9 protein-coding genes are annotated in these 12,245 nt (G+C 72.4%); 5 read left to right on the top strand and 4 right to left on the bottom strand.

Going from position 1 to position 12,245, the window contains the following annotated elements; all coding sequences use genetic code 11:
- The first annotated feature begins 68 nt into the window (after positions 1–68).
- Together BJ979_RS05850 and BJ979_RS05845 are read left to right on the top strand one after the other, a co-directional pair.
- Positions 69–506, top strand: coding sequence for a helix-turn-helix transcriptional regulator (locus BJ979_RS05850; protein WP_179566092.1), 438 nt, complete (start codon positions 69–71; stop codon positions 504–506).
- Positions 507–601: 95 nt separating this feature from the next.
- A complete protein-coding gene (locus BJ979_RS05845) occupies positions 602–1,471 on the top strand; it encodes an SDR family oxidoreductase (protein WP_179566090.1) in 870 nt (289 codons plus the stop codon).
- 30 nt (positions 1,472–1,501) lie between these two features.
- Here BJ979_RS05845 and BJ979_RS05840 read toward each other — a convergent pair whose 3' ends face one another.
- Positions 1,502–2,119, bottom strand: a complete 618-nt coding sequence (locus BJ979_RS05840; protein ID WP_179566088.1) for a DUF4190 domain-containing protein — start codon at positions 2,117–2,119, stop codon at positions 1,502–1,504.
- Between the two features lie 97 nt (positions 2,120–2,216).
- Here BJ979_RS05840 and BJ979_RS05835 point away from each other — a divergent pair, with 97 nt between their 5' ends.
- Positions 2,217–2,618 carry a PPOX class F420-dependent oxidoreductase gene (locus tag BJ979_RS05835; protein WP_343046610.1) on the top strand — a complete coding sequence of 134 codons (402 nt, stop codon included), beginning with the start codon at positions 2,217–2,219 and terminating at the stop codon, positions 2,616–2,618.
- Positions 2,619–2,725: 107 nt separating this feature from the next.
- Here BJ979_RS05835 and BJ979_RS05830 read toward each other — a convergent pair whose 3' ends face one another.
- A complete protein-coding gene (locus BJ979_RS05830; RefSeq protein ID WP_179566084.1) occupies positions 2,726–3,169 on the bottom strand; it encodes an OsmC family peroxiredoxin in 444 nt (147 codons plus the stop codon).
- Positions 3,170–3,265: 96 nt separating this feature from the next.
- On the opposite strand from BJ979_RS05830, the gene BJ979_RS05825 reads away from it, so the two are divergent.
- On the top strand, positions 3,266–3,844 hold the full coding sequence (locus tag BJ979_RS05825) for a TetR/AcrR family transcriptional regulator (protein ID WP_179566082.1): 579 nt from the start codon (positions 3,266–3,268) through the stop codon (positions 3,842–3,844).
- Positions 3,845–3,898: 54 nt separating this feature from the next.
- Here BJ979_RS05825 and BJ979_RS05820 read toward each other — a convergent pair whose 3' ends face one another.
- Together BJ979_RS05820 and helR are read right to left on the bottom strand one after the other, a co-directional pair.
- Entirely contained in the window at positions 3,899–8,104 is a 4,206-nt protein-coding gene (locus tag BJ979_RS05820) for a GH92 family glycosyl hydrolase (RefSeq protein ID WP_179566080.1), read from the bottom strand.
- 126 nt (positions 8,105–8,230) lie between these two features.
- Positions 8,231–10,603 (bottom strand): RNA polymerase recycling motor ATPase HelR, encoded by a 2,373-nt coding sequence (gene helR / locus BJ979_RS05815; protein ID WP_179566078.1) that lies wholly within the window; start codon positions 10,601–10,603, stop codon positions 8,231–8,233.
- 478 nt (positions 10,604–11,081) lie between these two features.
- Here helR and BJ979_RS05810 point away from each other — a divergent pair, with 478 nt between their 5' ends.
- Complete coding sequence (locus BJ979_RS05810; RefSeq protein ID WP_179566076.1) at positions 11,082–12,245, top strand: ABC transporter substrate-binding protein; 1,164 nt, start codon at positions 11,082–11,084, stop codon at positions 12,243–12,245.

The following is a 12,245-nucleotide window of genomic DNA, read 5'->3' as shown; positions in this document are numbered from 1 at the left end:
GCGGACCGGATGCCAGCGCGAGGCCAAGCGGACACACCGCGTCCGGTAGCTGTGCCAGGCTGGAGGCGATGCCTCGCCCTACCGCCCGCGTTCTGACCATGCTCGAGCTGCTGCAGTCGGCCCCCAAGCGCTCCGTCGGCGAGCTCGCCGCCGTGCTCGAGGTGGATGAGCGCACCGTGCGCCGCTACGCCGAGCACCTGCGCGAGCTCGGCGTGCCCGTCGAGACGGTGCGCGGGCGCTACGGCGGCTACCGCATCGGCGAGGGCTTCGCGATGCCGCCGCTCATGCTCACCGACGAGGAGGCGCTCGCCGTCATGCTGGCGCTCGCGCTGGGGCGGCGAGCCGGCATCCTGCCCGAGAAGGATCGCGGACTCGACTCCGCCACGGCGAAGGTCGAGCGCGCGCTGCCGACGCCGCTGCGCAAGCGCTTCGAGGGCCTCGTGGCGATGCCGTTCTTCGACGCGACCGCCGGCGGGAGCGCGAAGGGCGCCGACGCCGCGAGCTGAGATCGAGCGCGAGGGCACGGGCGGTCCGTGCCCGATGCCGGGATCTGTGCACGAACGGGCAAGCGTCCGGGGCCGCCGACCGGCAGAGTGGACGGGTGAGCCCGAGCGAGCGCAGCGCATCCACCTCGTCCCTCCCCGAGCTGGCGGTGACCGGCGCCACCGGACGCGTCGGCGGACTGGTCGCCCGCGAGCTGGCGGGCGACGGCATCCCTCTGCGACTGCTCGCACGCCGGCCCGAGGCCGCGCCGCAGCTGCCCGACGCCGTCGTCGTCGAAGCGGAGTACGCCGACGACGAGCGCACCCGCGCGGCGCTGGACGGGGTGCGCACGCTCTTCCTCGTGTCGGGCGCCGAGAACGCCGACCGGCTGGCGCAGCACTACGCCGTGATCGACGCGGCGGCCGCCGCCGGGGTCGAGCACGTCGTCTACACGTCGTTCTTCGCGGCGGCCGACGACGCCGTGTTCACACTCGCGCGCGATCACGCGGCGACCGAGCGGCACATCCGGGCGAGTGGGATGTCGCACACCTTCCTGCGCGACGACTTCTACCTCGACTTCTTCGCGCACCTGCCGGGCGAGGACGGCGTCATCCGCGGCCCGGCCGGCTCGGGGCGCGTCGCCGCCGTCGCTCAGGCGGATGTCGCCCGCACGGCGGCCGCGATCCTGCGCGACCCCGCAGCCCACGCCGGCGCGACTTACGACCTGACCGGGCCCGAGTCGCTGACGCTCGATGAGGTGGCGGGCATCCTGTCGGCGTCGACCGGGCGGTCGATCACCTTCCACGACGAGACGCTCGACGAGGCCTACGCCTCGCGCGCGAGCTACGGCGCCCCGGACTGGCAGGTGGAGGCGTGGGTGTCGACCTACACCGCGATCGCCGCGGGCGAGCTCGACGGCGTCACGGATGCGGTCGAGCGGGTGACCGGACGCCCGCCGCTCAGTCTGCGCGAGCTGCTGGCCGACTGACGCCTGAGCAGGGGATCTGCTGGCGCCGGGTCAGCTGCAGGTGTAGGTGACGCCGTTGTGGTCGTGCACGCCCGGTCCGAGGTCGGCGCAGGTCTGGAAGATGCCCGCGAAGAGCGTGACGAACAGGACGACCGCGACGATGTCGAGCACGAGGCGCACGATCGAGACGATGATGCCGGCGGTCGCGAACTTGCTCACCGCCCCCGCCTTCTTCGCCTGCCGGCGGGCGACGATGCTCACGATGAGTCCGACGATCGAGAAGATGAAGGCGAAGACGAAGCCGACTATCGCGATGATCTTCCACGATTCGGTCGCGCCGTACGAGCGGGTCGTGACGCGGGCACCGGGAGTGCCGCCGCCGAAGTTGATCGTGGCCGACGTCGAGGTGCCCGACGCCCAGCCCGACTGCGGGGCCTCGTACTGAGGAGCGGAGTTCGGCACGACCGCGTAGGGATTGTCGGCCGCCGAGCGTGCGGGAGCGCCGGGTGCCGCGGCATACGGATTGCCGGCGGCGTAGGGGTTCGCCGGCGCGTCCGCCGGGGATGCGGGATCCGCGGGGGCGGGATTCGCCGACGCGGGATCGACGGGCGCGGAGTCGGGGAGGTCGGCGGGCCGCTGGGGCTGCTGGCCGGGCTCGGGCGTGGACATGGCATCCTCTCGTCGGAGATTCCTCAGGTCCATCGTGCCCGATGGGGACGGCGGTCGACACCGGCGACGCGCGCGAGCGCCGTGCCAGCATGGACGCGTGACCGATGCGAACTCCGTGATCCCGGCCGACTTCCGCTCCCTGCTCGAGCAGCCGCTCTACGCGCACCTCGGAACCGTGCGCCCCGACGGCAGCGTGCAGGTCAACCCGATGTGGTTCCTCTTCGACGGGGAGCACATCCGCTTCACGCACACGACGAAGCGCGGCAAGTTCCGCAACCTGCAGCAGAACCCGTCGATGGCGATCTCGGTCGTCGACCCCGAGAACCCGATCCGCTACCTCGAGGTGCGCGGGCGCCTGGTCGCGGCGGAGCCCGACCCGACCGGCGCGTTCTACGTCGAGCTGTCGAAGCGCTACGGCATGGAGAGCCCGGCGCCGGCCGACTCCGCCGACCGCGTCGTGCTCGTGATGAGCGTCGAGAAGACCACCAAGCAGGGCTGACCCCAGGCCGGCCGAGTCTCGTGGAGACGACGAGGGGGTGGATGCGCGACGCATCCACCCCCTCGTTCCGTGTCGGCGCGGGGGCGCCGACCGCACGAGCAGTCGGGTCAGCTCACGAAGGTCGCGTTGAGCGTGATCTCGACGCCGGTGAGCGCCTTGCTGACCGGGCAGCCGGCCTTGGCGTCGTCGGCGGCCTTGAGGAACGTGGCCTCGTCGATTCCCGAGACCTCGCCCTCGACGGTGAGCACGATGCCGGTGAGCTTGAAGCCGCCGTCGGAGGAGTCCGGCCCGAGGGAGACGTCGGCCTTCACGTCGAGCTGCTCGACCGTGCCGCCGGCGCCGCCGAGCAGGGCCGAGAACTGCATGGCGTAGCAGGCGGAGTGAGCGGCGGCGATGAGCTCTTCGGGGCTCGTGGTGCCGTCGGCGTCGTCGGCGGCGCGCTTGGGGAACGAGACGTCGTAGGTGCCGACCTTCGAGCTGCTGAGCTCGACCTGGCCGCCGCCGGCCTCGAGCGAGCCGTTCCAGGCGGTGCGTGCGGTGCGCGTGGGCATGTGGTGCTCCTGACGATCGGGGATGCGAGAACGTACGTTCTCGAATGAGGGCAACGCTAGCCGGAACGAGCGTTCTCACGCAAGTACACTGGCCGCATGAGCAGTGGATCGGCAGTGGAGGCCGAGACGCGCGAGCACGTCGTGGAGGTGGCCGACGCGCTCTACTACGCGCGCGGCGTGCAGGCCGTCGGCATGGACGATCTGCGCAGCGCCTCCGGCCTCTCGCTGCGTCGGCTCTACGGCCTCTTCCCCTCGAAGGAGTCGATCGTGCTCGAGGTGCTGCGCCGCCGCCACGAGCTGTGGACCTCGACGCTCGCCGCCGCCGTGAGCGCCGTCGCGGCCGAAGGCCCGCGCGCGCAGCTGCTCGCGACCTACGACTATCTCGCCGTGTGGTTCGACGACGACGACTTCCGCGGCTGCGGCTTCATCAACACCTTCGGCGAGCTCGGCGCCGCCTCCCCCGCCGTCGCCGCGGCGGCGCGCGAGCACAAGGCCTCGTTCCAGGCGTACATGGCGTCGTTGGTGGATGCGGCCGGCGGCAGCGCCGACCTCGCGGCGCAGCTGGCCATCCTCGCCGAGGGCGCGCAGACGACCGCGGCGATCGCCGGCACCGGCGAAGCCGCCGGGCAGGCGCGCCGCGCCGCCGCGACGCTCATCGACGCGGCGCTCGGCTGAGACGAGCGTCCGGCCCGGGTCACGCTGACGACGCGGTGACCCGAGCCGACCGGATCAGACCTCCCGACGGCGGCGCAGCACGAGCAGCGCGAGGCCGGCGAGGACGAGCAGGGTCGCCGCGATGACCAGGCCCGAGGGGTCATCACCCGTCGAGGCGAGCGCACCGCCCGACGCCGAAGCGGAATCCGAGCCGGTGCCGGAGCCCGCTCCCGAACCCGCGCCGGGCGCCGACGGGTCGCCGGGGCCCGTCGCGTCCCGCGGCAGCACCGTGATCGACGCGGAGGCCGACGATGACGGAGCCGCCGCGTCAGCCGGGACGAAGCGCACCGAGTAGGTGTGCACGCCGACGCCGGTGGGCGTGATCGTGACCGTCGCGGCGCCGTTCACCAGCGGCACGCCATCCGCCGCCGCGACGGCGGCGACCCGCAGTCGCGCCGAGCGCTCGACGATGCCGTCGCTGACGAACACCGTGCCCTCGGCGACCGGGTCGACGCGGATCGACAGCTCGACGCTGCCGCCCTCGACCACCTGAGCCGCCGAGAAGTCCAGGTTGACGGTGGCGGGCTTCGGGCCCGACGGGTCGGTCACCACGACCTCGGTCGCGTCGGAGGTCGCCGCGGTCTGCAGCGCCGGATCCGCCGGCACGAAGGCGGCGCGGTAGGAGTGCGTTCCCGCGGTCGGCGTGAGCGGGAAGGCGGCGACGCCGTCGACGACGCGCGCGCGTCCGAGCTCGCCGGTACCCGCATCCGCGCCGGCGCCCGCGTCGGTTCCGGCGGCCGCCGCATCGGTCAGCACGACGACGCCGTCGCGCTGCACGCCCGAGACCGTCGCGGTCAGCGTGACCGTGTCGCCCGGCTTCGCCGAGGCCGGGTCGGCCGCGAGAGTCACGCCGCTCGCCGAGGGCTCGGCCGCGATCGCGAAGAGGTGCATGCGCGTGTCGGTCGGCAGAGTGATCGACACCAGACGGGATCCGGCGGCGACGCCGGTCGCGATCGGCGCCGTCGCGAACAGGCCGCAGCCGACGTTGCCGACCCGGTCGTCTCCCTCGACGCGCTGACCCATCTGGATGAGGCTGCTGTTGTCGCCGTCGGGGCTGCCCTTGCACCAGTCGGTCAGGCGCACCGGCGCCGTCGTCGTGCGGGTGGCTCCGCTCGGGTCGGCGAAGGTGAGTGTCGCGGTTCCGGTGGCCGAGGGGCTCGCGTTGGTCGCCGAGCCGACGAGCGCGATCCGCGAGGTCGAGCCGATCGAAGCGGGAACGGCGATCGTCTGGCCGTTCATGGGGATGTTGTCCTTCGCCCCGGGACCGTAGGCCGGCATCGTGAAGACGAGCCCGGTGTCGCCGAGGGCGTGGGTCGACGACGGCGTGAAGCCGCCCTTCTCGAGCGCCTCGCGCAGGTAGTAGGCGCCGCCCTCGTCGAAGCTCGCGTCCGGCTGACCCGGGGTGCCGATACCGGTCGCCGAGTAGGCGGCCTGCAGCCATGGCGAGCGGCTGACGATCGTGAGCGTGAAGTCCCGCGAAGCGCCGCCGTCGGCGACGACCCGCAGCACGACCGAGCCGTCGCTGTCGACCACGTTCGAGGCGCTGACGCCGACCGGCTTCGAGACGGCGACCGGCGTGCGGGCGCCGCTCGCGCGCACCGCGCCGTCGCCCACATCCACCGTCAGCCCCGGCGTGGCCGAGACGACCTCGACGCGCCCCGAGAAGTCGCCCTCCGACTGCACGAGCAGCTCGAGCGAGGTGCGGGCGGATGCGCCGGGCGCGACCGTCAGCACGGAATCCGCGAGCGATCCGGTCACCCGCGACGGCACGGCCGTCTCGGGATTGATCGCACCGGGAGCCGCATCCTTCCCGGTCGCCCAGCTGCCCGGCTTCGTCGCGACGGCGAAGTCGAGCGTGCCGGCGTCTTTGAGATCGGCTCCGCTGAGGTACCCCGTGTCGACCGCGTGTCCGCCGGCGGTGACGCCGGTCGTGTAGCGCGCCTGGTCGCTGACGCCGTCGGCCGTGATCGTCAGGCCCGCCGCGGTCTCGTCGCCGCGCCGCACCTCGATGCGGTCGTAGGCCGGCGTCGTGAGACCCCAGACGTCGCTGCCCGGGATGATCGGGTAGACGCCCATCGCCGACAGCACGTACCAGGCCGACATCGTGCCCATGTCGTCGTTGCCGGTCACGCCGCGCGGCGAATCGGTGAAGAGGCCCATGGCGGCGCGCACCACATCCACCGTCTTGTCGGGCCGGCCCGTCCAGAGGTACATGTACGGCGCGTGCAGGTCGGGCTCGTTGTTCGGGTTGTAGGTGCTGCGCCCGTAGCCGCCCTCGTTGGCGGTGCTCGTGACCCAGTCGGTGTTGACCGTCGTGACCGGGTCGGCCTTGAGCTTGTCGTAGGCGAAGAACTCGTCCAGCCGCGACTCGACCGCGGGGCGCGGGTCGGCCGCGTCCTTGCTCAGCAGGCGCATGAGGCCCGGCACGTCCTGCTGCACGAGCCAGCGGTACTGGGATGCGGTGCCCTCGTGGAATCCGGGCGCCTGCGAGGCCTCCGCGTCGCCGACGAAGGCGCCGCTGCGGTCGCGCGGACGGAAAGTGCCAGCGGCCGCATCCCAGATCGCCCGGTAGTTCTGCCCGCGGGCGGCGAGCCGTTCGGCGTCGGCGTCGTGGCCGAGGTCGCGGGCCATCGTGGCGAGCGTCGCGTCGGCGAGCGCGTACTCGAGCGTCGCCGAGGCGCCGTGCTGCAGGTCGTAGTCGCCGGGGAATCCGCTCTCGGCCGGGGCGTAGGGCGCGAAGCCGTCGGCCACATACACCGGGTTGCCGGCGCGGCCGTTGGCTTTGAGCGGCAGGTCGGCGGGTGGGGTCCCGTCGGCGTTCTCCAGCAGCAGCGCGTAGGCGCGGTCGGCCTCAGCCCGGGTCAGCAGACCCTGGTGCCAGGCGCTGACGAGGAACGGGGTGACCGGGTCGCCGGTCATGATGTTCGTCTCGACGAGACCGTAGGCCCAGCGCGGCAACCAGCCGCCCTGCTCGCCCATGCGGATGAGCGACACCGCCATGTCGGCGGACTCCTTCGGGGCGAGCATGGCGAGCAGCTGCTGCTGGGTGCGGTACGTGTCCCAGAGCGAGAAGTTCTGGTAGTACGGGCGATCGCCGGCGGAGCCGCGGTGGATGGCGCCATCCCAGCCGCGGTAGCTGCCGTCGACGTCGTTGCCGATGTTCGGCGAGAGGAAGGAGCGGTAGAGCGAGGAGTACAACTCGCGCGAGCTCGCCGCGCCGGCCGGGATGCGCACCTGCGACAGCCGCTGCACCCAGGCCTTCTCGGCATCCGTGCGCGCCCGGTCGAAGCCCGCCGTCTCGGCGGTGAGGTTCGCATGGGCGCCGTCGGCATCCACGTAGCTCATCGACGTGACCGCCTCGACGGTGCGGTCGTCGGTGGTGTCGAAGGTCGCCCAGGCGCCGGTGCGGGTGGCCTCGGCAGCGGTGTCGGAGCCGTTCGCGACGGCGCCGCCGGTCCAGGTGCCGTGCGAGGCGAAGGGCCGGTCGAAGCTGGTCTCGGTGAAGACCGTGAAGGGCTGCGTCGACTGGCAGAAGCCGGAGATGCGGATGGCCGTGCGGATCGTGTGGTCGTCGACGAACTGCACCGAGGCGGGCACGTCGCCGGTCAGCGTCTGGCCCGCGTTGACCATGACGGTCGACCGCGTGCTCGACGGGAAGGTGTAGCGCTGCACGGCCGTGCGCTCGGTCGCGCTGAGCTCGGCGTTCACGACGGCGCCCTTCTCGGGGCCGCCGCGGCTCGTGAGCTTCACCTGGAAGTAGCCGGGCGACGCGTTCTCACGCGTCGTGTCGTCGGCCGTGTTGTGCGAGAACGCCATCGCGTAGTCGGCGTAGTCCGTGACCCCGGTGTCGACCGGGGATCCGAGCACGGGCAGCACCGGCAGGTAACCGGCGATGCCGCAGCCGACGCCCGAGAGGTGCGCGAGCGAGAAGCCGCGCACGACGCTGTCATCCCAGGCGTAGCCCGTGTTGTGGCCGGTGTCGGGCGAGAACTGCACCATGCCGAAGGGGCGGGCCGCGCCGGGGTAGGTGTTGCCGAGGTTCTCGGTGCCGATGAAGGGGTTCACCTGGGCGAGCAGCGCTGCATCATCGAGCGGCGCGGGGGCCGCCGTCGCGGTCTGGTCGGGCACCGCGGCGATGCCGATCGCGGCCGCGGTGGCCAGCGCGAGGGCGAAGGCGAGGGGGCGCGCGGGGCGCGCGGGCACGGTTCTGCTGAGCTTCACGACGACGTTGTCCTCTTCCCGATGCGCATCCGACGCGGGGGCGGTGCGGAGCGTCCGGCCAGCCTGCCAGCCGATGACAGCGCTGTCAACGACGGTTCCTCAGCAGATCGGGTGAGGGGATGCGCGTCAGGGCTCGAGCAGGATGAGCTGCTGCGTCGCGCGGGTCATCGCCACGTAGCGGTCGACGGCGGCCTCGATCGAGGTGGGCGCGAGCGAGGCGGGACCGGAGGATGCGACATCCGCGCCCGCCGGCTCCGACGCCGGGTTCACCAGCAGCACCAGGTCGAACTCGAGGCCCTTCGCGAGCTCGGGCGTGAGCGAGGCGACGCGCGGACGCGGCGCGAACGACGCATCCCCGATGACGACCGCCACGCCCTCGTCGTTCGCGTCGAGCCAGGCGTCGAGCAGCGCATCCCGCTCGACGAGCGGCCGCGCCTCGACGGGGATGCCGCTCGCGCGCACCGACGACGGCACGTTCGCCTCGGGGAACACGGCGTGGATGACCGGCTCGGCTGCCGCCATGACCTCCTCGGGCGTGCGGTAGTTGATCGTGAGCGAGGCGAGCGAGACCGCACCCGAACCGGCCCCGCCGCCGATGCCGACCCGGCCGAGCCGCGCCTCCCACGACTCGGTGAAGCCGTGCCGCGCCTGCGCGCGATCGCCGACGATCGTGAAGCTGCGCGACGGGTTGCGCCGCAGCAGCATCGCCCACTCGGCGTCGGTCAGCTCCTGCGCCTCATCGACGAGGATGTGCGCGAAGGGTCCGGCGAGCGCATCCGGGTCGGGGGCGGGCAGCGATCCGGTGTCGATGAGCTTCTCGCGCAGGTCGGCGCCGTACTCGCCGGTCAGCATCGTCAGCAGGCCCTCGCTGTCGGTATCGGAGTCGAGCATCCCCGAGCTGAGCAGGTCGTCGAGCACGGTCTCGCGCTGCTCGGTCTCGCGGGCGAGCAGGGTCTCGCGCTGGCGGCGCAGCTTCGCGGCCTCGGGGTCGCCGATGCGCAGCCGGGCGGCGTCGAGCAGCGGCAGGTCGCTGACGGTCCACGCGCGCGGGTCGGCGCGCTGCAGCAGCGCGATCTCCTCCGACGAGAGCGACGGAGCGGAAGCGCGCAGGTACGACGGCACGCTCCAGAGGTCGGCGACGACGCCCGCCGGGTCGAGCAGCGGCCACGCCTTCGCGAAGGCCCCGCGCAGCTCCTCGTTGGTGGTGATCGCGCGCTGGGCGATGTGCGGCGGCACATCCTCGCCGACCTTGTCGATGAGGATCGTCAGCAGCTCCTCCCACACCTGATCGCGCTGCTCGTTGTGCGGGGTGGAGCGGTCGGCGGCCGCGAAGGCGTCCTCCCAGTCCTCGGGCTCGAGCTCGACATCCACCCAGTCGGTGCGCACGACCATGCCCTCGGCCGGCGGGCGCTCGTAGTGGCGCACGGCGCGCTCGATCGCCTCGACCAGGGGCAGGGATGCCTTGAGCGCAGCGACGGGCGGGTCATCCTCGCGCCCGGCGGAGACCTCGTCGGGCAGCTCGCCGCCCTGCGGCACGAGGTCGCGCAGCGTCGCGATGTGCACGCCGTCTTCGCCGAGGCTCGGCAGCACGTCGCTGACGTAGTCGAGGTAACGCGCGCTCGGGCCGACGAAGAGCACGCCGCCGTGGCTGCGCGAGAGGCGCGGGTCGGCGTAGAGCAGGTAGGCGGTGCGGTGCAGGGCGACGACGGTCTTGCCGGTTCCGGGGCCGCCGTCGACGACGAGGGCGCCGCGGGAGGAGGCGCGGATGATCGCATCCTGATCGGCCTGGATCGTGCCGAGCACGTCGCGCATCCGCCCCGAGCGCACGCCGCCGAGGCTCGCGATGAACGCCGACTGGTCGTCGAGCGCGGCCCGTTCGGTGCGCTCGGTCAGCTCGTCGGCGACGTAGACCTCGTCCCAGTAGTCGGTCACGCGGCCGCGTGCCCAGCGGTAGCGGCGCTTGCTCGCGAGACCCATCGGGTCGGCGTGGGTCGCGCCGAAGAAGGGCTCTGCGGCGGGTGAGCGCCAGTCGATGAGCAGGCGGTTCCCGTCTCGGTCGGTGAGGCCGAGGCGGCCGATGTAGACGGTGTCGGCGGATGCGGGCGCGGCGTCGGCGGGGCCGGTCGACTCGGCAGCATCTCCGGTCGGCTCCGCGCCGGCCGGGCCGGCGGCGTCCGGCACGATCCGCCCCAGGCACAGATCGAGCCCGAAGCGGCTCAGCGAGCGCAGCCGTGCCGTGAGGCGGTGCACCTCCTGGTCGCGGTCGAGCGCATCCTGGCCCGAGCCGCCCGGCATCCGCAGCGTCGTCGCCAGGCGGGCGGCGAGGTCGGCGCGCTGGCGGGCGAGCTCGGCCTCGATGCGGGCGAAGTGCGCCTGGTCGGCGGCGATGAGCCCGGGCGCACGCTTCGCCGCGAGACGGTCGGGCAGGTCGAAGACGGAGAGCGGCGCGGCGGTTTCGGCGGCGGAGGTGGCGGCGGCGGGGGTGTGTTCGGCAGGCACGGTGCACGATCCTGCACCCGCACCGGGGTCTTGCGGCAAGCCCCCGGCGCGCGGATACTCTTTAACAGACGGAGGGATTCCCTCCGCTTCGTCGTTTAACCGGCCCGCACGCCCGAACCCTCGCGCGACCGGCCCCTCGCATGATCGGGCCTTCGCCCGAGCGGCGACGCACCCACCGCACAGTCCACTCGCGACCGCGTGGCATCACTCCCGCTCGTGAGTCCGTTTCATCACCCTGCGTTCTATTACGCTGAACGACGCATTATTACTCAGCGGCCGACGGCGGGCCCATCCCCGTTGCTAGCGTGCCGACACGCCCTTCTCCAGCGCCGGAGAGTCCCGACGGATCCCGGCTCGCTCGCGCGCCGCATCCGCCCCGACGGGCACCTCTGCATCCGCACCGCCGCACGTTCCCAGCGCACGGCACCCGCAGCCGACCGGCCAGCACCGGCGGCCTCCCCACAGAAACCGGATCACCATGAAGAACGCCTTCGCCCGCGCCGCCGCGGTCTCGATCGTCGCCCTCGTCGCCGTCGGGCTGACGGGATGCGCCACCGGCTCCGGTTCGGAGGCCGGCGGCGACGCGGGATCGGGCGACACCGTCTACTTCGGCGTCTCGTCGGCGACGACGGGCCAGTACGCGCAGTACGGCGACCAGTTCAAGAAGGCCTTCGACCTCGCGGTGAAGGAGGTCAACGCCGACGGCGGCATCGACGGCAAGAAGGTCGCGCTGAAGTACGAGGACTCGCAGTCCGACCCGAAGCAGTCGGTCACGGTGGCGCAGAAGTTCGTCGCCGACAAGGACGTCGTCCTCGCCTTCGGCGACTACGCCTCCTCGGCCTCGATCCCCGCTTCGCCGATCTACACCGCCGGCAAGCTCGTGCAGTACGGCTACAACAACTCGAACCCCGACTTCACCGCCAAGGGCACCGAGTACCAGTGGTCGACCGCGATCACGACCACCGCCAGCTACACCTGGACGGCCGACTACATCAAGAAGCAGGGCGTGAAGTCGGTCGGCGTGACCTACCTCAACACCGCCGACTGGGGCATCCCCGCCTACAAGGCCTTCGAGGCTGAGGCGAAGAAGATCGGCCTCAAGATCACCGACTCGGAGGGCGTGCTCGACAGCTCCGACGACTACCGCCCCTCGCTGTCGAAGATCGTCGCGACGAAGCCGGATGCGATCGTGCACGTCGGCTACGGCCCGGATGCGGCGAAGATCGTGAACCAGCTGCGCTCGACCGGCTACGACGGCACCTTCTACGGCGGCCAGGACGAGGAGTCGTTCGACGCGACCCCCGAGGCCGAGGGCTCGGTCATCGGCACGGAGTTCGTCGAGACGAACCCCGACGCCGCCGTGCAGAAGTTCGTGAAGGCCTTCAAGAAGGCCTACCCGAGCGAGGAGCACGTGACCCTCTTCGAGGCCGGCGCCTATGACGCGCTGCACGTCGCCGTCGCGGCGGCGAAGGCGGGCGGCACGACGCGCGAGGGCATCCTCGCCGGCTTCAAGAAGCTCGAGGGCGTGCCGAGCGTCGTCTACGGCGCGATCACCTTCGACCAGAAGACCCGCCGCGTCGCCGACCCGAAGCTGACCCCGGTCGAGCTGAAGGACGGCAGCTGGTCGGCCATCGAGAAGTGA

Source organism: Schumannella luteola (assembly GCF_013408685.1).
In the GTDB taxonomy this organism is placed as follows: Bacteria; Actinomycetota; Actinomycetes; order Actinomycetales; family Microbacteriaceae; genus Schumannella; species Schumannella luteola.
Note: the sequence above shows the minus strand (reverse complement) of the source record. Positions and strands in the feature narration are given on the sequence as shown.